19 protein-coding genes are annotated in these 21,004 nt (G+C 69.0%); 9 read left to right on the forward strand and 10 right to left on the reverse strand.

Features of this window, described 5'->3' with window-relative positions; genetic code table 11:
• Positions 1 to 2 precede the first annotated feature (2 nt).
• The 5 genes from AZOLI_RS15480 to AZOLI_RS15495 form a co-directional block, all read right to left on the reverse strand.
• Positions 3 to 1,052, reverse strand: coding sequence for an ABC transporter permease (locus AZOLI_RS15480; protein WP_014188104.1), 1,050 nt, complete (start codon positions 1,050 to 1,052; stop codon positions 3 to 5).
• The gene (locus tag AZOLI_RS15485) at positions 1,042 to 2,610 is read right to left on the reverse strand and encodes an ABC transporter ATP-binding protein (protein ID WP_044551407.1); all 1,569 of its coding nucleotides are present in this window, start codon (positions 2,608 to 2,610) and stop codon (positions 1,042 to 1,044) included. The genes AZOLI_RS15480 and AZOLI_RS15485 overlap by 11 nt, the downstream gene beginning before the upstream one ends.
• A gap of 17 nt (positions 2,611 to 2,627) precedes the next feature.
• Positions 2,628 to 3,638, reverse strand: a complete 1,011-nt coding sequence (locus AZOLI_RS15490) for a BMP family protein (protein ID WP_014188106.1) — start codon at positions 3,636 to 3,638, stop codon at positions 2,628 to 2,630.
• A gap of 362 nt (positions 3,639 to 4,000) precedes the next feature.
• Complete coding sequence (locus tag AZOLI_RS31240; protein ID WP_081505967.1) at positions 4,001 to 4,180, reverse strand: DUF2256 domain-containing protein; 180 nt, start codon at positions 4,178 to 4,180, stop codon at positions 4,001 to 4,003.
• A complete protein-coding gene (locus AZOLI_RS15495; RefSeq protein WP_014188107.1) occupies positions 4,177 to 5,034 on the reverse strand; it encodes an IclR family transcriptional regulator in 858 nt (285 codons plus the stop codon). Before AZOLI_RS15495 ends, AZOLI_RS31240 begins: the two co-directional genes overlap by 4 nt.
• 190 nt (positions 5,035 to 5,224) lie before the next feature.
• On the opposite strand from AZOLI_RS15495, the gene AZOLI_RS15500 reads away from it, so the two are divergent.
• Genes AZOLI_RS15500 through AZOLI_RS15530 form a run of 7 tightly spaced genes read left to right on the forward strand, consistent with a single transcriptional unit; the run spans position 5,225 to position 12,165 of the window.
• Entirely contained in the window at positions 5,225 to 6,316 is a 1,092-nt protein-coding gene (locus AZOLI_RS15500; protein WP_014188108.1) for an ABC transporter ATP-binding protein, read from the forward strand.
• Positions 6,316 to 7,221 (forward strand): ABC transporter permease, encoded by a 906-nt coding sequence (locus tag AZOLI_RS15505; protein ID WP_014188109.1) that lies wholly within the window; start codon positions 6,316 to 6,318, stop codon positions 7,219 to 7,221. Before AZOLI_RS15500 ends, AZOLI_RS15505 begins: the two co-directional genes overlap by 1 nt.
• 7 nt (positions 7,222 to 7,228) lie before the next feature.
• Positions 7,229 to 8,023 (forward strand): ABC transporter permease, encoded by a 795-nt coding sequence (locus tag AZOLI_RS15510; protein ID WP_014188110.1) that lies wholly within the window; start codon positions 7,229 to 7,231, stop codon positions 8,021 to 8,023.
• A gap of 40 nt (positions 8,024 to 8,063) precedes the next feature.
• Positions 8,064 to 8,354 carry a (2Fe-2S)-binding protein gene (locus tag AZOLI_RS15515; RefSeq protein WP_014188111.1) on the forward strand — a complete coding sequence of 97 codons (291 nt, stop codon included), beginning with the start codon at positions 8,064 to 8,066 and terminating at the stop codon, positions 8,352 to 8,354.
• The gene (locus tag AZOLI_RS15520) at positions 8,342 to 9,940 is read left to right on the forward strand and encodes an NAD(P)/FAD-dependent oxidoreductase (protein ID WP_014188112.1); all 1,599 of its coding nucleotides are present in this window, start codon (positions 8,342 to 8,344) and stop codon (positions 9,938 to 9,940) included. The genes AZOLI_RS15515 and AZOLI_RS15520 overlap by 13 nt, the downstream gene beginning before the upstream one ends.
• Positions 9,937 to 11,064: an NAD(P)/FAD-dependent oxidoreductase gene (locus tag AZOLI_RS15525; protein WP_014188113.1), complete on the forward strand. Its 1,128-nt coding sequence runs from the start codon at positions 9,937 to 9,939 to the stop codon at positions 11,062 to 11,064. The genes AZOLI_RS15520 and AZOLI_RS15525 overlap by 4 nt, the downstream gene beginning before the upstream one ends.
• Before the next feature lie 39 nt (positions 11,065 to 11,103).
• Complete coding sequence (locus AZOLI_RS15530; RefSeq protein ID WP_014188114.1) at positions 11,104 to 12,165, forward strand: ABC transporter substrate-binding protein; 1,062 nt, start codon at positions 11,104 to 11,106, stop codon at positions 12,163 to 12,165.
• A gap of 151 nt (positions 12,166 to 12,316) precedes the next feature.
• Here the strand turns inward: AZOLI_RS15530 and AZOLI_RS15535 are convergent, their stop codons facing one another.
• The 4 genes from AZOLI_RS15535 to groES all read right to left on the reverse strand — a co-directional run bounded on the left by AZOLI_RS15535 (position 12,317) and on the right by groES (position 16,395).
• Positions 12,317 to 12,799, reverse strand: coding sequence for a GNAT family N-acetyltransferase (locus AZOLI_RS15535; protein WP_014188115.1), 483 nt, complete (start codon positions 12,797 to 12,799; stop codon positions 12,317 to 12,319).
• A gap of 35 nt (positions 12,800 to 12,834) precedes the next feature.
• Positions 12,835 to 13,974: a PQQ-dependent sugar dehydrogenase gene (locus tag AZOLI_RS15540; protein ID WP_014188116.1), complete on the reverse strand. Its 1,140-nt coding sequence runs from the start codon at positions 13,972 to 13,974 to the stop codon at positions 12,835 to 12,837.
• Positions 13,975 to 14,432: 458 nt separating this feature from the next.
• Positions 14,433 to 16,058, reverse strand: a complete 1,626-nt coding sequence (gene groL, locus AZOLI_RS15545) for a chaperonin GroEL (RefSeq protein ID WP_014188117.1) — start codon at positions 16,056 to 16,058, stop codon at positions 14,433 to 14,435.
• A 19-nt stretch (positions 16,059 to 16,077) separates the two neighbouring features.
• Positions 16,078 to 16,395: a co-chaperone GroES gene (gene groES, locus AZOLI_RS15550; protein ID WP_014188118.1), complete on the reverse strand. Its 318-nt coding sequence runs from the start codon at positions 16,393 to 16,395 to the stop codon at positions 16,078 to 16,080.
• Positions 16,396 to 16,994: 599 nt separating this feature from the next.
• Here groES and AZOLI_RS15555 point away from each other — a divergent pair.
• Together AZOLI_RS15555 and AZOLI_RS15560 are read left to right on the forward strand one after the other, a co-directional pair.
• A complete protein-coding gene (locus AZOLI_RS15555) occupies positions 16,995 to 18,068 on the forward strand; it encodes an NAD(P)-dependent alcohol dehydrogenase (RefSeq protein WP_014188119.1) in 1,074 nt (357 codons plus the stop codon).
• Between the two features lie 118 nt (positions 18,069 to 18,186).
• Complete coding sequence (locus AZOLI_RS15560) at positions 18,187 to 19,203, forward strand: oxidoreductase (protein ID WP_014188120.1); 1,017 nt, start codon at positions 18,187 to 18,189, stop codon at positions 19,201 to 19,203.
• A gap of 5 nt (positions 19,204 to 19,208) precedes the next feature.
• Here the strand turns inward: AZOLI_RS15560 and AZOLI_RS15565 are convergent, their stop codons facing one another.
• Entirely contained in the window at positions 19,209 to 20,942 is a 1,734-nt protein-coding gene (locus AZOLI_RS15565) for an ABC transporter permease (protein WP_014188121.1), read from the reverse strand.
• Positions 20,943 to 21,004 lie beyond the last annotated feature (62 nt).

Genomic DNA, 21,004 nt, shown 5'->3' on the forward strand with positions numbered 1-21,004 from the left:
CCCTACCCCCGCCGCAGCCGGTAGCGCGCCAGCAGCCCGGCGACCAGCATGCACAAGAGGCTGGCGGCGACCAGGACGTCGGCGATGTAGTTGGGAACCGGCATGGCGCGGCTCATGGCGTCGGCGCCGACGAAGATGCCGGCGATGAACAGCGCCGCACCCACCACGCCGATGGGATGCAGCTGCGCCAGCATGGCGACGACGATCCCGCTGTAGCCGAAGCCCGGCGACAGGTCGAGCGTCAGATAGCCCTTCAAGCCGCAGACCTCCGCCGCCCCGGCAAGCCCGGCGAGACCGCCCGACAGCAGGGCGGTGCGCAGCATGACCCGCGTCACCGGCATGCCGGCGAAGGCGGCGGCGCGCGGGTTGGCGCCGACCGCGCGGTTCTCGTAGCCCCAGATGGTCCGGGTATCGACCAGCCACAGCAGCACCGACAGGCCGAGCGCGATGGCGAGCCCGGCATGCAGGCGGGTGCGCTCCACCAGCTTGGGCAGTTCCGCCGTCTCGACCACCGGCGCCGACTGCGGCCAGCCCATGCCCATCGGGTCCTTCAAGGCGCCTTCCAGCAGCATCGACACCAGCAGCAGCACGACGAAGTTCAAGAGCAGGGTCGTCACCACCTCGTCGACGCCGAAGCGGACCTTCAGCACCGCAGGGCCGAGCAGGGTGACGCCGCCGGCCGCCATGCCGGCGATCATCACCACCGGGATCAGCGCCCAAGCCGGCAGGTCGAGCATACCGCCGCCGACCACAACGGCGGCCAGCGCGCCCATGTAGAGCTGTCCTTCCGCCCCGATGTTCCACAGCTTGGCGCGGAAGGCGACGGCGGCGGCGAGGCCGGTCAGGATCAGCGGGGTGGCGCGGTTCAGCGTCTCGGTCAGGGCGAAGCGGGAGCCGACCGCGCCCTCGAACAGCAGCCCATAGGCGCGCAGCACCGGGGCGCCGGTCCAGGCGACCAGCAGAGCGCAGAGCGCCAGCGCCGCGACCACGGCGCCCACCGGCGCCAGCAGCCGCAGGGCGAGCGGGGTATCGGTGCGCGGTTCAAGCCGCATCAACAGTCTCCGGCAGAATGTCGCGCAAAACGTCCCAATGCCCAGCCATCAGCAGGCCGAGCTGGCTGACCGTCACCCGGTCATGGGGCAGCAGCGGGGTGAGGCGCCCGTGATAGGCGACGGTGACGCAGTCGGCCAGCGCCAGGATTTCGTCCAGATCCTCGGAGATCAGCAGCACGCCGGCCCCGGCGGCGCGGGCGTCAAGCAGCCGGCTGTGGACATAGGACACCGCGCCGATATCGAGCCCGCGCGTCGGCTGGCTCGCCAGGATCAGGTCCGGCCCATGGGCCAGCGTGCGGCCCAGGATCAGCTTCTGCATGTTGCCACCCGACAGCAGCTGCGTGCGGGCATCCGGTCCGGGGCAGCGGACGTCGAACTCCTCGATCACCTCGCGGGCGTAGGCCCGCGCCGCCCCCCGCCGCAGCACGCCGAAGCGGGAAAAGGCGCGGTCGTGATAGCGCTCGGCGATCAGGTTCTCCCAAACCGCCATGGCGCCGACGAGGCCGGCGCTGTGCCGGTCCTCTGGGATGCGGGCGACGCCGCGCCGCACCATGTCGGCCGGTTCGCCATGCTCCACCACGCTGCCTTTCAGCGACAGCCAGCCGGAGTCGGGACGGATCAGGCCGCTGACCAGCTCGGCGAGCGCGGTCTGGCCGTTGCCGGACACACCGGCGATGCCGACCACCTGATGGCGCCGCACCGTCAGGTCGACCCCGTCCAGCAGCGGGCGGCCATGGCCGGAGGCGACGGTGACGCCCGACAGTTCCAGCACCGGCTCGCCAGGGCTGAGCGGGGTCGGGGCAGGCGGCTTGACGCTGCGGCCAACCATCAACTCGGCCAGTTTGGCGCGGTCGGTGGAGGCGGTGGCGTGGGTGGCGACCAGCTTTCCGCTGCGCAGGACGGCGACGGTGTCGCTGGCGGCAAAGACCTCGTTCATCTTGTGGCTGATGAAGACCACGGCGAGCCCGTCGGCGGTCAGCTTGCGCAGCGTGTCGAACAGCCCGGCCGATTCCTGCGGCGTCAGCACCGCGGTCGGCTCGTCCAGGATCAGGATGCGGGCGTCGCGGTAGAGCGCCTTCAGGATTTCCGCCCGCTGCCGCTCGCCGACCGACAGGTCGCCGACCGGCGCGTCCGGCCGAACCTCCAGCCCGAATCTCTGGGAGAGGTCGAGCAGCCGGCGGCGGGCCGCACCCCGGTCGGAGCGCCAGCGCCAAAGCGATTCGGTGCCGACGGCGATGTTGTCCAGCACCGACAGATTGTCCGCCAGGGTGAAATGCTGGTGGACCATGCCGATGCCGGCCTCCAGCGCCGCGCGGGGCGAGCCCGGCAGCAGGGGGCGGCCGAACGCCTCGATGCTGCCCTCGTCGGCGACGTAATGGCCGAACAGGATGTTCATCAGGGTGGTCTTGCCGGCGCCATTCTCGCCAAGCAGCGCCAGCACCTCGCCGGCGCGGAGCGTCAGCGAGATGCCGTCGTTGGCAAGCAGCGGACCGAAGCGCTTGGATATGCCGGCGAGCCGGAGGACGACCTCCGGCCCGCCCTTCACGGGTGATGACATCGGGAATGCGCCGGGCGTCACATCGTCGACTTCGGCTCGGCGTCGTTGACCTTCACGGTGAACTTGCCGTCGCGGATCTGCTGCTCGCGCTCCTTGACCTTCGCCTTGATCGCGTCGGGAACCTTCGACTCGAAGGTGCCGAGCGGCGCCAGGCTGGAGCCCTTGTGCGCCATCATGCTGTAGGGGCCGTAATCCTCGGCCTTGTAGCTGCCGGCCTTCACCGCGGCGATGGCGCGCTCCACCGACGGCTCCATGTGCCACAGGGCGCTGGCGACAACGGTGTCCGGATATTGCGGCTGGGTGTCGATGACGTTGCCGATGGCGAGCACCTTGCGCTCCTTGGCCGCGTCCGACACGCCGAAGCGTTCGGCATACATCACGTCGGCGCCGCGGTCGATCATGGCGAAGGCGGCTTCCTTGGCCTTCGGCGGGTCGAACCAGGAGCCGATGAAGCTGACCGAGAACTTGACCTGCGGGTTGACCTCCTTGGCGCCCTCCATGAAGGCGTTCATCAGGCGGTTGACCTCGGGGATCGGATAGCCGCCGACCATGCCGATCATGTTCGACTTTGTCATGCCGCCGGCGACCATGCCGGACAGATAGGCGGGCTCCTGGATGTAGTTGTCGAAGACCGAGAAGTTCGGCTCCTGCGGCTTGAAGCTGGAGCCCATGACGAAGGCGGTCTTCGGATAATCCTTGGCGACGGTGCGGGCGGCGCGCTCCACCCCGAACACCTCGCCGAACACCAACTGCTGGCCGGCTTCGGCATACTGGCGCATCACGCGCTCATAGTCGGTGTTGGCGACCGATTCGGCCCAGACATACTCGATGTCGCCACGGTCGGCGGCGGCCTTCAGCGCAACATGGATGCGGCTGACCCACTGCTGCTCGATCGGAACGGTGTAGATGCCGGCGACCTTCAGCTTGCTTTGCGCGAGTGCCGGCAGGGAGCCGCCGGCCACCGCCGCGAAGGCCACCGCGGCGACGCCGCACAGCACTGCACGGCGCGTCATTCCCAGAACCGTCATTGCCCGATCCCCCATCCCCCGAACCGACATCGTAAGTCCCCTTCGTCGCTGAGTATCGTTGGCCGCGTATCGTCGGCAGCAGTGCGGCTGACCCGCATGGTACATGAATACTCGGGAATGCTCCCGCTATCCATCGATCCCACCGGGGCCGCGCATGCAAATGCAATGAAAATGCCATCTGCCGGAACCGCCACGCGCTTTGTGGATGCGGTGATCCGGCCGGTCAGAATGCTGGCATGTGACCATAAATAGGGCAACGCGTCTTGACGACTTGGTCAGGATTGCGGCGCGTCGCATTTAGCTCCCTCTCCCGGGGCGGGAGAGGGCGTTTATCGCCATATGCCATTATCTTAGCGATCCGGTCAGAATCGCGACGTGTCGCCCTCCGACCCCTGGCCGCGCCTGCGAGCGTCGCCCCGGCAACGGTCTGAACAGTATTTCACCTGCTCCCACACCCGCTCCCACTTTTTCCGCCAGGTGAAAGGACGGTTGCAGACCGGGCAGATCTTGGCGGGGAGGTCGGCCTTCTTCACGCCCCTCATGCCGAACCGCCACCCAGCACCGCGGCAGGCCGGCGCAGAACCGGGTCGAAGGGATTGAGTTGGCGGCTGATGGCGGCGGATTCGCGCTTCAGGATGTCGACCACCACCGGCAGCCGTTCCTCGTTCAGCCGCTCGCTGATCGTGCCGACGCTGAGCGCCGCCACCGCGTGCCCGTCGCGGTCCAGCACCGGAACGGCGACGCCGGACATGCCCGGCAGCAGGCCGGTGGAGCGGCTGGCATAGCCCAAATCCCGCACGCGTGCGATTTCCGTGCGCAGATAGACCTCGTCGATGATGCCCACGCCCTGCATGCGCGGCAGGTTGAAGCGGATCACCTCCTCCCGCTCCTCCGCATGCAGATAGGCGAGGATGGCGAGGCTGCCCTGGCCGACGCCCAGAGTCACCCGGCCGCCGATGTCGCCGGTGAAGGACCGGATGGGGAAGGGACCCTCGCTGCGGTCCAGGCACACCGCGTCGAAGCCGCTGCGCACCAGCAGGAAGATGGTGTCGCGCAGGGTGGCGGACAGGCGCAGCAGGATCGGCCGGCAGATGTCGCGCAGGTTGTTGGGGTTGCCGGCCTGCGCCGCCAGACCGAACAGGTCGATGCCCAGGCGATAGCGCTTGGTCGCGCGGTCCGGCTCCACCATCCCTTCCTCCGCCAGGATCTTCAGCAGGCGGTGGACGGTCGGCGGCGTGAGGTCGAGCGCGCGGGCGATGTCGGTCAGCCGCGCCCCCGTCTCGTTCGACGACGCCAGCAGCCGTAGGATCGCCAGCCCGCGCTGCAGGCTGGATTTCGCGCCCGTCTCGTCGCTGCCCGCACTCTCGTTCGGCTTGCCGCGGGTATCGGCGCTCATGCTCCGGCTCCGTGTGAAAATCGGTGATGTTTGCTGCACCATCTATTCCGCATATCGGAATCTTTTGCAAAATCTTTTCTACTGACGGAAAAATCGGATTGACGCCATCGGGGGAGACGCTGAACCATCGGGTCATACAGGTGAGGCCCCGAAAGACAGTGGCCGGGTCAGCAAGAGGGAGAATTCCCCCGTGTCGTTCCTCGAATTGAAAAACATCACCAAGCGTTACGGGCCGCTGACCGCGGTCGGCGACGTGTCGCTGTCGGTGGAAAAGGGGGAGTTCGTCTCTCTGCTCGGCCCCTCCGGCTGCGGCAAGACCACGACCCTGCAGATGATCGCCGGCTTCGTCGAACCGTCGGCCGGCACCATCCGGCTGGACGGGCGCGACATCACGCGGGCCAAGGCGAACAGCCGCGGGCTGGGCATCGTGTTCCAGAGCTATGCGCTGTTCCCGCACATGACCGTGTTCGACAATGTCAGCTTCGGCCTGGAGATGCAGCGCGTGCCCAAGGGCGAGCGCAAGCCGCGGGTGGAAGAGGCGCTGTCGCTGGTCCACCTTTCCCCCTATGCCAAGCGCTACCCGCGCGAACTGTCGGGCGGCCAGCGGCAGCGCGTGGCGCTGGCGCGCGCTCTGGTGATCCGCCCGCCGGTGCTGCTGCTGGACGAGCCGCTGTCGAACCTGGACGCCAAGCTGCGCGAGGCGATGCAGTACGAACTGCGCGAGATCCAGCGCAAGGTCGGCACCACCACCGTCATGGTCACCCACGACCAGGCGGAGGCCTTCTCGATCAGCGACCGCGTCGTGGTGATGGAGGCCGGGCGCATCACCCAGATCGACCAGCCCTATCGCATCTACGAACATCCGGAGACGGAGTTCATCTCCCGCTTCGTCGGCAAGACCAATCTGCTGCCGGGCAAGGTTGCGACGGCGACCGGTGCCGGCGCCACGGTGTCGCTGGCCGGCATCGCCGTGCCGGTGGAAATGCCGGGCCTGTCGGTGGGCGAGACGGTGACGCTGTGCATCCGGCCGGAAAAGCTGCGGTTGACCCAGCCGTCCAATGGGTTGCTGACCGGCCGGGTCGCAGACCGCTTCTTCCTGGGCAGCCAGTGGCTCTATCACATCGACGGGCCGCTCGGCACGGTGATGGTGGTGACGCCGAACGACGGCTCCGCCCCCGCCGACCAGGGGGCGCCGGTGGGCCTTGAATGGACGCCGTCCGTGGTGCGCGTCCATCGCGGCGCCATGGCGGAGGCGCCCGATGTCGCGCTCGAGGTGACCTGATGAGCGCCGCCCTTCCCGACGCCGCCCCGGCATCGCCGGGCGACGAGACGCCGGAACGCCGCGTGCGCTCCGCCCCGCTGTTCCTGTCGGCGCCGGCGGCGCTGCTGTTCGTGGCGCTGGTGCTGACGCCGCTGTTCCTGACGGCGCTGCTGTCCTTCAACCAGTTCGACTATGCGACCGGGCGCACCGGCGGCTTCACGCTGGAGCATTACCTGTCGGTGCTGACCGACGAGTATTACCTGGAGATCTTCTTCCGCACCTTCCGCATCTCGGCGCTGGCGACCGCCATCTGCGTGGTGATCGGCGTGCCGGAGGCCTACATCCTCAGCCGCATGGGCAATCCCTGGCGCTCGATCTTCCTGCTGGTGATCCTGGCGCCGCTGCTGGTCTCCGTCGTGGTCCGCGCCTTCGGCTGGAGCATGCTGCTGGGGCCGGAAGGGCCGGTGAACGCGGCGCTGATCGCGCTCGGTATCGGCAGGATGAAGCTGCTCTATACCGAAGGCACGGTGGTGGTGGCGCTGGTCCACGTCATGCTGCCCTTCATGGTCATCCCGGTCTGGACCTCGCTGCAGAAGCTGGACCCGGCGGTGGAGCAGGCGGCGCTGTCCTTCGGCGCCTCGCGCGGGACGGCCATCGTCCGGGTGGTGGCGCCGCAGATCCTGCCCGGCATCCTGTCGGGAAGCCTGATCGTCTTCGGCCTCAGCGCCAGCGCCTTCGCCATCCCCGGCCTGCTGGGCGGGCGGCGTCTGAAGATGGTCGCGACCGTGGTCTACGACCAGTATCTCAGCGACCTGAACTGGCCGATGGGCGCCGCCGTCGCCGTGATCCTGCTGGCCGCCAACCTGATCATCATGCTGACCTACCACCGCATGGTGGAAGGCCATTACCGCCGCCGGCTGGGGTGAGAATGCCATGACCCGCAACGGACCCGTCGCCCTTCTTTTCCATGCGCTGGTCGTCATCTTCATGCTGGCGCCGCTGGCCATCGTCTGCCTCGTCGCCTTCACACCCGAGAACACGCTGTCGCTGCCGACCAAGGGCTTTTCGCTGCGCTGGTTCGAGGCGGTGTTCCACCACCCCGACTTCGTCCAGTCCTTCTGGAACAGCCTGTGGCTGGCCTTCCTGGCGGCGACGCTGGCGGTGGCGCTGGCGGTGCCGGCCTCGCTGGCCATCACGCGCTGGGAGTTTCCCGGCCGCGGCTTCCTCAACGCGCTGTTCCTGTCGCCGCTGATCATCCCTCATCTGGTGCTGGGCGTCGCCATGCTTCGCCTGTTCGCGGTGATCGGCGCCACGGGTAGCTTCGGCTGGCTGGTGGCGGCCCATATCGTGATCGTCACGCCCTATGTGATGCGCCTGCTGATCGCTGCCATCTCCGGCTTCGACCGCAGCGTGGAGCAGGCCGCGTTCTCGCTGGGCGCCAGCGAGGCGACGGTGTTCCGCCGCGTCACCCTGCCGATGATCCTGCCCGGCGTCACCGGCGGCTGGCTGATCGCCTTCATCAACAGCTTCGACGAGCTGACCATGTCCATCTTCATCACCTCGCCGTCCACGGTGACGCTGCCGGTGCGGATGTACATGTACGCCACCGAATCCATCGACCCGATGATGGCGGCGGTGTCGGCTCTGATCATCGGCATCACCGCGGTCGCCGTGCTTCTGCTCGACCGTGTCTATGGGTTGGACCGCATCCTCGTCGGCCAGCACTGAGCATCCGCTCCGGCCGTCCTCTCTTCGGAGACCATTCATCATGGCTTTGCTGCAGCGTGTGGCCGAACAGGGCCGGCGCGTGGTCCGCTTCACCCTCGACGGGCGCCCGGTGGAGGCGCTGGAGGGCGACACCGTCATGACCGCCATGCTCACCAACGGGGAGCGGCTGCGCCGCACGGAGTTCGCCGATGCCCCGCGTGCCGGCTTCTGCATGATGGGCGCCTGTCAGGATTGCTGGGTGCGGACGGAGGAGGGCGAGCGGCTGCGCGCCTGCGGCACCTTCATCGCCGACGGCATGCGGCTGCTCAGCAACGGGGAGTGGACGTCGTGAGCGGGGTTCTCCCTCCCGTCATCGTCGGCGCCGGTCCGGCCGGCATCCGCGCGGCGGAGCGGCTGGTCGCCGCCGGGCTGCGCCCGGTGGTGGTGGACGAAGCCGCGCGCTGGGGCGGCCAGATCTACCGCCAGCCGCCGGAAGGAGGCTTCACCCGGCCGAAGACGGCGCTGTACGGGTTCGAGGCGGGCAAGGCCGATGCGGTCCACCGCGCCATGGCGGCGATCCGCGACCGCGTGGACTACCGCCCGCGCACGCTGGTGTGGAACTGCGAGGATGGGGCGCTCGACCTGCTGTGCGACGGCGGCAGCGAGACTCTGCCCTTCAGCCATCTGATCCTGGCGACCGGCGCCACCGACCGCGTGCTGCCCTTCCCCGGCTGGACGCTGCCCGGCGTTTTCACGCTGGGCGGATCGCAGGTGGCGCTGAAGTTCCAGGGCTGTTCCGTCGGCCGGCGGGTGGCCTTCCTCGGCACCGGGCCGCTGCTCTATCTGGTCGCCTACCAGTATCTGAAGGCCGGGGTCGAAGTGGCGGGGGTGTTCGACACCACCTCCTTCGCCGCGCAGGCGCGCGCCACCCCCGGCATGCTGCGCGACCCGGTGACGCTGGCGAAGGGGCTGCTGTTCGTCGGCTGGCTGCGCACCCATGGCGTGCCGATCCACAACGGCGTCCGACCGGTGCGTGCCGAGGGCGCGGAACGGGTCGATGCGCTGGTCTGGCGCGATGCCCGCGGGCGGGAGCGTCGCACCTCCTGCGACGCCGTCGCCTTCGGACTGGGGCTGCGGTCGGAGACGCAACTGGCCGACCTCGCCGGCTGCCGCTTCCGTTTCGACGAGGCCGACCGGGCATGGATTCCAGAGCGGGACGGGGCAGGGCGCAGCTCGGTTCCGGGCGTGTATCTGGCAGGCGATGGCAGCGGCATCGCCGGCGCCGATGCGGCGGAACTGGCGGGGGAGCGCGCGGCGCTGGCCCTGCTGGAGGATCGCGGGTTGCCGGTGGACGGTGCGCGGGTGCGGGAGCTTGACGGCCGGCTCACCCGCATCGCCGCTTTCCGCCGGGTGCTGAACGCCGCCTTCCCGTTCCCGGCGGATTGGGCCGACAGCATTGCCGACGACACCATGATCTGCCGCTGCGAAGGCGTGACGGCCGGCGCCCTGCGCGAGGTCGCCCGCAGCGGACAGGCCCGTGAGATGAACCGCGCCAAGGCGCTGACCCGCGCCGGCATGGGCCGCTGTCAGGGTCGCATATGCGGCGCCACCGCGGCGGAGCTGCTGTCCCGCACGCTCGGCACCGGCCCGGATGGCGTCGGGCGTTTGCGTGCGCAGCCGCCGATCAAGCCTCTTCCTATCGCGACCGTTGTCCCCTCTCCCCCCCGCTCACGCGCAAACGAAGTTTGCGCTGACGCGACAGGCGGACCAGAGGTCCGCCGAAAGCGGGGAGAGGGTCAGGGTGAGGGGGACGCATCGCGAGGATCCGGTCGGGTATCCGCAACGCCCCATCCCGCCACAAGCGCTCCGCCGCGCGTCCCCCTCACCCAACCCTCTCCCCGGGGGGGAGAGGGCTCCAGCGGCAGGGAGGTCGCATGATGCGGGAACGGATCGACTGCGACGTCGCCGTCGTCGGCGGCGGAATCGTCGGCGGCTCGGCGGCGCTGTTCCTGCGGCAGGCTGGGCTGTCGGTGACGCTGCTGGAACGCGACTGGTGTGGCGCCAAGGCCAGCGGCGTCAATTTCGGCGGCGTGCGCCGGCAGGGCCGTCCGCTGGAGCAACTGCCGCTGTCCCAGCGCGCCCATGCCATCTGGGGCCGCCTGCCGGAACTGCTGGGCACCGACGCCGAATACATCCGCTCCGGCCATCTCAAGCTGGCGCGCAGCGAGCCTGATCTGGAGTCGCTGATCGCCTACCGCGAGCGCAGCCAGGGCTTCGGCCTGGGGCTGGAGATCATCACGGGCGAGGAGTTCCGCCGGCGCTGGCCGGCGCTGGGCGACCGGGCCATCGGTGGCTCGCTCTGCCCGGAGGACGGCCATGCCAACCCGCGCCTCGTCTCCCCCGCCTTCGCCCACGCCGCGGCCGGGCTGGGTGCGGTGGTGCGCGAACAGACGCCGGTCGACCGGGTGGAGAAGGACGGCGACCGCTTCGTCCTGCTGAGCGGCGACGATCTGGAGGTCCGCGCCCGCTTCCTGCTGAACACCGCCGGCGCCTGGTCCTGGCGGGTGGCGGAAGCCTTCGGCGAACCGGTGCCGCTGGAATCGCTCCACCCCAACATGGCGGTGACGGAGCCGCTGCCCCGCTTCCTCGACGTCAACATCGGGGTGGAGGGCGGCGGCGTCTATGGCCGGCAGGTGCCGCGCGGCAACATGGTGGTCGGCGGCGGGCGCGGCTTCGCGCTGGACGCCGACCGCGCCCGGCCGCAGCGCGACGCCGTGCTGACCCTGATGCGCGACGCGGCGGAGCTGTTCCCGCAGCTGCGCCACGCCCACGTCATCCGCTGCTGGACCGGGGTGGAGGGCTACACGCCCGACCGCAACCCGATCGTCGGTCCCAGCCGCACCACCTCCGGCCTGTTCCACGCCTTCGGCTTTTCCGGTGCCGGGTTCCAGATCGGCCCCGGCGTCGGCCAGACGCTGGCCGAACTGGTCACCACCGGCGAGACGGCCATGCCGCTGGAGCCCTTCCGCATCGACCGCTTTCCGCCCTCAACTTCCGACTGACCGCCTAAGACTTCACCCCTTGGCCCATTGGAGGACTGCATGCCCAGCTTGCGTACCCTGTCGCTCACCGGTCTCGCCACGGTTGCCATCACGGCGGCCGCAGCCCTCTCCACCCCCGCCGCCGCCCAGACCAAGACGGTCTATATCGGCATGAACGGCGGCACGATGGAGAAGACCTACACCGAGCATGTCTTCCCCGCCTTCGAGAAGGCGACCGGCATCAAGGTGGTCGTCGTCCCCGGCACCTCGTCGGACATCCTCGCCAAGCTGCAGGCGCAGAAGGACAATCCGCAGATGCACGTCGTCTTCCTGGACGACGGGCTGATGTACCGCGCCATCGGCATGGGCCTGTGCCAGAAGATGGAACCGTCGCCGGTGCTGGATCAGGTCTATCCGTCCTCGCGCATGAAGGGCGACATGGCGGTCGGCGTCAACATGGGCATGACCGGGCTGGCTTATAACAAGGCGATGTTCGAGGAGAAGGGCTGGGCGCCGCCGACCAGCTGGATGGATCTGGCCGACGCCAAGTACAAGGGCAAGATCGTCGTCCAGTCGGCTGCCAGCAGCTCCTTCGGCCTGCATGCCTTCCTGATGTACAACCGCATCAAGGGCGGCAGCGAAACCAACGTCGATCCGGGCTTCACCACCTGGCGCAAGACCATCGGCCCGAACGTGCTGGAATACATCCCCAGCTCCGCCAAGATCGCGGAAATGGTGCAGACCGGCGAGGCGGCCATCTTCCCGCTGACCCCGACCGGCGTCGGCACGCTGAAGGCAAAGGGCATCCCGGTGGAGTATGTCCAGCCCAAGGAAGGCTCGGTCGTCCTGATGGTCGGCGAATGCGTCGTCGCCAAGAACCCGGACAACGAGGCCGCGCAGAAGCTCGCCGCCTATCTGCTGAGCCCGGAGGCGCAGCTTGCCGCCCTGCAGTACGGCGCGCAGATTCCGTCCAACACCACGGTCAAGGCCCCGGCCGACGTCGCCGACGAGATGACCAAGTTCCAGGGCTACATGAAGACCGCCGTGACGGTGGACTGGGACGTCATCAACGAGAAGCGCCCGGACTGGAACCAGCGCTGGAACAAGGAAATCGAACGGTAAGGGGGGAGTTTATCTGGGGGGAGTTCTTGTATCGTTGCCCCCACCCCAACCCTCCCCCGCTTCGCGGGAGAGGGGGTAAGCACGAGAGCGGCGGAGTTCCCTCTCCCGCAAAGCGGGGGAGGGGTGGGGAGGGGGCAAGCGTTGCTTGTGCCTATTCCCTGCCATTCCCCAGCCACTTCTCCATCGCATAGTTGTGGATCGGCACGTCGCCGATCCGCAGCTCGCGGCGGGCCACCAGGGTGAAGCCGCGGCGCAGCAGGAAGGGGCGGGCGGCCTCGCTCGCCTCCACATGCAGGCGGGGATAGCCGAGCGCCGCGGCGCGGTCCTCCAGCAGGTCGACCAGTGCCGACATGGTGCCGCGCCCGGCCGCCTCCGGCGCGCAGTAGAGGAAGTTGATGTGGCCGTCCGGCTCCACATCGCTGAAGCCGACCGGCCGGTCGTCGTCATCCACCGCGACCAGGGCGACGCGGCCGTCGCCATAGGCCTCCCGCACCCGTTCCACCGTCGGCGCCAGCGCCGCCCAGGCCTCCACCTGCTCAGGCGTGTAGAAGCGCGGGCCTATGCCGCGGACGGAGCGGGCGTAGATCTGTGCCAGCACCGGGGCGTCTGACGGTCGGTAATCGCGGATCCTCATCGGCCCCTGTCCTTGGCGCCCCGTCCATTTGGGGGCTATTTCGCCGGCGCCAGCCGCAGGACCGCGCCGTCGGAAGCGTCGGTGATCACGTAGAGGGCGCCGTCCGGACCCTGTGCCACATCGCGGATGCGTGCGTCGAGCGGAATGCGCTCCGCCTCCTTCGCGCTGGTGCCGTCGATGGCGACCCGAACCAGCCCCTTGGCGCTCAGGCCGCCGATCAGGGCGCTGCCCTGCCAGTTCGGGAACAGGCTTCCCTGGTAGAAGGCCATGCCGGATGGCGAGATCACCGGCGTCCAATGAATCACAGCGTCGGTCAGGTCCTTGCGGGTCGGCGGGTCGGGGATGTCGCGGCCGTCGTAATGCTTGCCCCAGCTGACCAGCGGCCAGCCATAGTTCTTGCCGGCTTCCGGCCGGTTCAGTTCGTCGCCGCCCAACGGTCCCATCTCCGCGATCCACAGCGAGCCGGTGCGTGGGTCTATGGCCGCCGCCTCGATGTTGCGGTGGCCGTAGGACCAGATGGCGCCGGCCACCTTGCCTTCGCCGGCGAAGGGGTTGTCCTTGGGCAGCGAGCCGTCGCGGTTCAGGCGCACCACCTTCCCCAGCGTGTTGTCGCGGCTCTGCGCCGGATCGAATTTGTAGCGTTCGCCCAGCGTCAGGAAGATGTGGCCGTCGCCCGAGAAGACGATGCGGGTGCCGTAATGGTTGCCGCCGTCCACCTTGGGCGACTGGCGGAAGATGACCTGGAAATTCTCGATCCCGCGGTCGGTCAGCGTGCCGCGCCCCAGCGCCGTCCCGGCGGTGCCGCCGTCGCCGGCCTCGGCATAGGCGAGATAGATCGTCCGGTTCTGGGCGAATTGCGGATCGACCGCCACATCCAACATTCCGCCCTGGCCCTGGACGAGAACCTTCGGCGTGCCGCCGAGCGGGGAGGAGAGGGAGCCGTCGCGCGCCATGATGCGCAGCCGTCCCGGCTTTTCCGTCACCAGAGCCCGGCCGTCCGGCAGGAAATCGATGCCCCATGGCCGCTCCAGCCCGTCGGCAAAGCGGCTGACCGCCACCGGGCCGGCGCTGGTCTGGACGGTCTTGATCACCGGCCCGCCGCCCGATTGGGCCAGGGAAGGCGAGGCGGCAAGGGCGGCAAGAAGGGCGGCCGACAGGGTCAGGGTGCTGCGCATCACGATCCTCCGGTTGGCAGGTTGGACTTCCAGATGGGGGTGCGTGCCGAACGGCCAAGGTTGGTTCGCCAAAAGAATCTCCGGCCGGCCGCACTGATGACGGCCACACACTGTCATTCCTTTTTCGACGCTCGCGCCAGCCGGAACAGGTATTCGGCTGTCATGGGCTCCGTCCCGCTGATGGGATTCCCTTCGTCGTAAAGCGAGCCTGCGACCACTGGGGGAGGCGGCTTCCTGTCAGTCCAGCCGCAGGGGACCGGGCTGGGCGGTAAGATCATGCAGCAGCCCGCTGCCGGCGGAGGGGGCGAGAACAATCCTGTGCTTCCCGGTGCCGGAGCCAGGGAAGCCGACCGGTCACAAGAAAAAAGAGGGGCCGCGCCGGTGTGGCGCGGCCCCGTCCAGGGAAAATCCAGTCCGAAACCGTTCGGCTGGGAGGCCTGTCGGGAAAGTTGCCCGGATCAGAAGTCCATGTCGGCGCCGGGGGCCGGAACCGCCGGCTTCTTCTCCGGCAGCTGGGCGACCATCGCCTCGGTGGTGATCAGCAGGCCGGCGACGGAGGCCGCGTCCTGCAGGGCGGTGCGCACAACCTTGGCCGGGTCGATGATGCCGGCCTTCACCAGATCGCACCACTCGCCCTTGGCCGCGTCGTAACCGACGGTGTACTCCTTGCTGTCGTTCAGCTTGCCGACGATGATCGAGCCGTCGACCCCGGCATTGGTCGCGATCTGGCGCACCGGCGCGCTCAGCGCCCGGCGCACGATCTCCACGCCGACACGCTGGTCGTCGTTGGCCGGCTTGACGTTCTCCAGCACCGCGACCGCACGGGCCAGCGCCACGCCGCCGCCGGGCAGGATGCCTTCCTCCACCGCCGCGCGGGTGGCGTGCATGGCATCGTCGACGCGATCCTTGCGCTCCTTCACCTCGACCTCGGTGGCGCCGCCGACACGGATCACCGCGACGCCGCCGGCCAGCTTGGCCAGCCGCTCCTGCAGCTTCTCGCGGTCGTAGTCGGAGGTCGTCTCCTCGATCTGCTGGCGGATCTGGCCGCAGCGGGCCTTGATGTCGTCCTTCGATCCGACGCCGTTGACGATGGTGGTGTTGTCCTTGGTGATGACCACCTTGCCGGCGCGGCCCAGCATGTCGATGGTGACGCTGTCCAGCTTGATGCCGAGATCCTCGCTGACCACCTGGCCGCCGGTGAGGATGGCGATGTCCTCCAGCATGGCCTTGCGGCGGTCGCCGAAGCCGGGGGCCTTCACCGCCGCGACCTTAAGGCCGCCGCGCAGGCGGTTGACCACCAGGGTCGCCAGCGCCTCGCCCTCCACCTCCTCGGCGATGATCAGCAGCGGCTTGCCCGACTGCACGACCTTCTCGAGCACCGGGATGATCGCCTGGATGCCGGACAGCTTCTTGTCGTGGATCAGGATGTAGGGGTCGTCCAGCTCCACCTGCATCTTGTCGGCGTTGGTGACGAAATAGGGCGAGGTGTAGCCGCGGTCGAACTGCATGCCTTCGACGACATCCAGCTCGGTCTCCAGGCTCTTGGCTTCCTCGACCGTGATGACGCCCTCGTTGCCGACCTTCTCCATCGCGCGGGCCAGCATGTCGCCGATCTCGCGGTCGCCGTTGGCGGAGATGGTGCCGACCTGGGCGATCTCCTCGTTGGTGGTCACCTTCTTGGAGCGGGCCTTCAGCTCCGTCACCACGGCGTCGACCGCCATGTCGATGCCGCGCTTCAGATCCATCGGGTTGATGCCGGCGGCCACCGACTTCGCACCCTCCCGCACGATGGCCTGGGCCAGCACGGTGGCGGTGGTGGTGCCGTCGCCGGCCAGATCGGCGGTCTTCGACGCCACCTCGCGCAGCATCTGCGCGCCCATATTCTCGAACTTGTCGGCCAGCTCGATTTCCTTGGCGACCGAAACGCCGTCCTTGGTGATGCGCGGGGCGCCGAACGACTTCTCGATCACCACGTTGCGGCCCTTCGGGCCCAGCGTGACCTTCACGGCGTCGGCCAGGATGTCCACGCCGCGCAGCATCTTGTCGCGGGCGATGGAGCCGAACTTCACGTCCTTCGCAGCCATGGTCCTGTTCCTCCCCTGCTTAAGCGGCCTTCTTGGCGGGTTCGGCGGCAGCCTCGATCACGCCGAGGATGTCGCTCTCCTTCATGATCAGGAGATCCTCGCCGTCGATCTTCACCTCGGTGCCGGACCATTTGCCGAACAGCACGCGGTCGCCGGGCTTCACGTCGAGGGCCACCAGCTTGCCGGCCTCGTCCCGCGCGCCCGGACCGACGGCGATCACCTCGCCCTCCTGCGGCTTTTCCTTGGCGGTGTCGGGGATGATGATGCCGCCCTTCGTCTTGGTGTCGGATTCGACGCGGCGGACCAGAACGCGGTCGTGAAGCGGTTTGAACTTCATGGTGTGACACTCCTTTTTCTTAAGCGAATGTCGGTCTTTCTCAAGCGCGCCCGAATGGGCCGTGCTTTCGGTTCGGGAATTTACTCAGGCCGGCCTTGCAGTCAAGAGGAAATTTGAAGAAGAAAAATCGGCTTTATTTGGAGCAATCGGGCAACGCAGAGTGCCCGTGGCCGCCGTTGCAGACACGGGAAAAGATATGTTCTTGGGATTTTTTGCGGTCGGCCGCGCCGGAGTTCAGCCGTTATCTCGGGCGCTCGCACTCTCCGGTCCGGCCGGTTGGGGAATGCAAGGGTCTGGTCGCTGGCATCGCACACATCCTCCGCAGAGCAACATGCAGGACACGGTCTTCGAATATGCCAGGGTCCGGTAGCGTGAGGCACCCCGGCGCGGGCAAAATCTAATCGAGCTTCAGCGGGCGTCAAGATGGGCGGCGACGCATCGAAACCCACTCTTCCGCTTCATATTTAATCTGCATCAACGCGGCGTCCTCCCGGCTGCGCTATACTGGCCAGCGTGAAGCACAGCGCCGGCCGCGGGCCGTTTGCGAAGGTCACGCCAAACAGCTCCGGAACCGGCGGCCACCAGAATGGGAGGACGCCATGGTCATGATGAAAGCGGCGGTGTTCGTCGAACGGGGCCGCATCGTGCTGGACGACAAGCCGATCCCCGATGTCGGACCGCTCGACGCGCTGATCCGCATCACCACGACGACGATCTGCGGCACCGACATCCACATCCTGAAGGGCGAATACCCGGTCGCGCGCGGCCTGACCATCGGACATGAGCCGGTCGGCATCATCGAGAAGCTGGGCTCGGCCGTCAGCGGCTATCGCGAGGGGCAGCGGGTCATCGCCGGGGCGATCACCCCCAGCGGCCACAGCAACGCCTGCCTGTGCGGCTGTCATTCGCAGGACGGCGCCGGCACCAGGCATGGCTGGAAGCCGCTGGGCGGCTGGCGCTTCGGCAACAGCATCGACGGCTCCCAGGCCGAATATCTGCTGGTGCCCGACGCGATGGTCAACCTCGCTCCCGTCCCCGACGATCTGACGGACGAGGAGGTGCTGATGTGCCCCGACATCATGTCCACCGGCTTCGCCGGGGCCGAGCGAGGCAACATCCGCATCGGCGACACGGTGGCGGTGTTCGCCCAAGGGCCGATCGGGCTGTGCGCCACCGCCGGGGCCAAGCTGAAGGGCGCCACCACCATCATCGCCGTCGACGCCGTGCCGGAGCGGATGGAGATGGCGCGGTGCATGGGCGCCGATCATGTGGTCGATTTCCGCAGCGTCGATCCGGTGGAGGAGATCATGCGGCTGACCGATGGCCGCGGCGTCGATGTCGCCATCGAGGCGCTGGGAACCCAGGCGACCTTCGAGGCGGCGCTGCGCGTCCTGCGGCCGGGCGGCACGCTGTCCAGCCTCGGCGTCTATTCGGGCGACCTGCGCATTCCGCTGGGACCCTTCGCGGCCGGGTTGGGCGACCACACCATCGTCACCTCGCTCTGCCCCGGCGGCAAGGAGCGGATGCGCCGGCTGATGGCCGTCGTCGCTTCCCGCCGGGTGGATCTGAAGCCGCTGGTCACCCACCGCTTCACGCTGGACCGGATCGAGGAGGCTTACGATCTGTTCGGCCACCAGCGCGACGGCGTGCTGAAGGTGGCAATCACGCCGTAGGCCGGGACCGTTGGGGGCCGGGCGCCGTCGCCCGGCCCTGGCCGATAGCCCCTTGGCCGCTCCCCGCCGGACGCCCATCTGCTGTGCCGGTTGCCAGCCTTGAGGAAGGGAAGAGACGATGAGGAGCCTGTCGGTCGGCCTGCTGGGATTCGGCCTTGCCGGGTCGGTGTTCCATGCGCCGCTGATTCTGAGCGAGCCGCGCCTGCAATTGAAGGCGGTCGCCAGTTCGCGTACCGACGACATCCGCCGCAGCGCACCGGGGGCGGAGACGACGACGGTCGAGGCGGTGATCGGCGACCCAAGCATCGACCTGGTGGTGATCGCCACCCCCAACACCAGCCATGCCCCCTTGGCGCGCGAGGTGCTGCTGGCCGGCAAGCATGTGGTGATCGACAAGCCGATGGCGACCACCGCGGCCGAGGCCGACGAACTGATCGCGCTGGCCGAGCGGCAGGGGCGGCTGCTGACCGTCTTCCAGAACCGCCGCTGGGACAACGATTTCCTGACGCTGCGCGCCTGCCTGGAGAAGGGCGAGGTCGGCCGGCCCTATCACTACGAGGCGCATTTCGACCGCTTCCGGCCGCAGATCAAGCAGGGCTGGCGGGAGCAGACGCTGGCCGGATCGGGCGTGCTGTTCGATCTGGGTGCGCATCTGATCGATCAGGCGCTGACCCTGTTCGGCATGCCCGACCGCATCCTCGCCGATGTCGGCGCCCAGCGGCCGGACGCGCAGGTCGACGACTGGTTCCACATCGTGTTGGGCTATGGCCCGATGCGGGCGATCCTTCATTGCGGGACGGTGGTCTGCCGGCCGGGGCCGCGTTTCCAGCTGCATGGCGACCGCGGCAGCTTCCTGAAGCACGGCATGGACGGGCAGGAGGCGGCGCTGCGCGCCGGTCGCATGCCGACCGAAGCGGATTGGGGCCTGGACGATCCGAAGAATCACGCCCTGCTGGTCAAGGCCGACGGAACGGAGCGGCGGGTGGAGCCCCTGCGCGGCGACTATCCCGCCTTCTACCGCGGGGTGGCGGCGGCGATCCTCGACGGCGGACCGCCGCCGGTGACGGCGGAGCAGGCGCGCGACGTGCTGACGGTGCTGGAGGCGGTGCGCAAGGCGGCGGGGCTGCCAGCCTGAGATGTCTATTCCCGCCAGGGCACCACGCCGGGCGGCAGGCGGCGGCCCAGCGCCCCGGCGGCGAGCATGGCGGCCAGCACGACCAGAATGGCGATGACGCCCAGGGCGGCGCCCAGCGTCGGGCTGCCGCCTTCCTCCAGCGCATAGACGACGACGCCCAGCGTCTCCCGCCCCTGCGACCACAGCAGGATGGAAACGGTCAGCTCGTTGAAGGCGGTCAGGAAGACCAGCAGCCCGCCGGCCGCCGCCGCCGGCGCGACCAGCGGCGCCACCACCGTCAGCAGGCGGCGCAGCGGCCCGGCGCCGAGCGCACGGGCGGCCTCCTCCACCGTCGGGTCGAGCGCGGCGCAGGCCGCCTGCACCGGTCGCAGGGCCAGCGGCACGAAGCGGACCAGATAGGCCGCCAGGATGATCCACAGCGTGCCGTACAGGCTGAAGCCCAGCCCCGGCAGCGGCTTGAGGAACAGCAGGATACAGCCGATGCCCAGCACCACCCCCGGCACGGCATGCGGCAATTCCACCAGCACGCCGACCGCGCGGGCGATCCGCCCGGCACCGCCGCCCCGCGCCATGGTGTGGGCCAGCGGGATCGCCAACAGGGCGAGCAGCAAGGCGGCCGATCCCGACAGCAGCACCGAATTGGCGAAGGCGCGCCCGACCTGATCGAGCGCCAGCACCTCGCGGTAATGGGACAGCGTCAGCGTGTCGAGACCGATGGGCAGGCCGTAGACCCGGACGAGGCTGGTCGCCAGCAACGCCGCCAGCGGCGCCGCGACCAGCAGCAGAAGAACGCCCCAGGCCATCGTCTCGACCGCTGCGCGGGCTGTGCCGAGCGGCAGCGGCGCCAGCGGGCGGGCGCCGCCGGGCAGGCGGGTGGCGATGCGCGATTGCAGGATGGTCTGGGCGGCGATGCCCAGACAGGCGATGAGGCCGATCAGGGCAGCCAGCACCGCCACCTCGGGCAGGGCGGACGGGCCGAAGCCGGCAAGCCGCCGATAGATCAGCGTCGGCAGCATCGGGATGCCGGCCGGCACGCCCAGCAGCGCCGGAACCCCGAAATTCCCCAGCGCCGCGACGAAGGCCATGGCGAGCCCGGCGATTAGCCCCGGCAGGCAGAGCGGCAGCACCACGCCGCGCACCGCGCGCCATGGACCGGCCCCGGAGGCCCGCGCCGCCTCCAGCACGTCGCCGGGGATGGCACGGAGCGCCGCGCGCAGGGCGAGGAAGACCAGCGGGGCATGTTCGATCCCCATCACCAGCACCATGCCCATCGCCGACTGCACCGGGTTCGGCGTGCCGACCGGCGGGGCGAGACCCAGCGGTTTCAGGATCGGACTGCCGGAGCCGGCGAGATGGGTCCAGGCCATCGCCACGATCTGCGGCGGGATCATCAGCGGCAGGATCAGGGCGAAGGTCATCGCCGTGCGGGCGCGCAGGTCGGTCAACCCGATCAGCAGGGCGAAGGGTCCGCCGATCAGCGCCGCCGCCAGAGTGGCTCCCGCGGCGATGGCGATGCTGTTGCCGGTGGCCCGCCAAGTGGCCGGGGAGTCCAGCACGCGCGCGATCACCGCCGGATCGCCGGCCTCCCACAGCAGGCGCAGGACCGGCAGGAGCACGAGCAGCCCGACCAGCAGCGGCCAGCCGGGGAGGGAGGACAGGGTGCTTTCCCCCGCCCTTCGACCTACCGGGACGATCTCCCTCTCCCCCCCGGGGAGAGGGTCGGGGTGAGGGGGACGCATGGCGTGGATTTTCACCGGAGGGCCGGGGTGCGCGATTCTTGAGGATCCCTGCAACGCGCCCC

This window comes from Azospirillum lipoferum 4B (assembly GCF_000283655.1).
GTDB lineage: Bacteria > Pseudomonadota > Alphaproteobacteria > Azospirillales > Azospirillaceae > Azospirillum > Azospirillum lipoferum_C.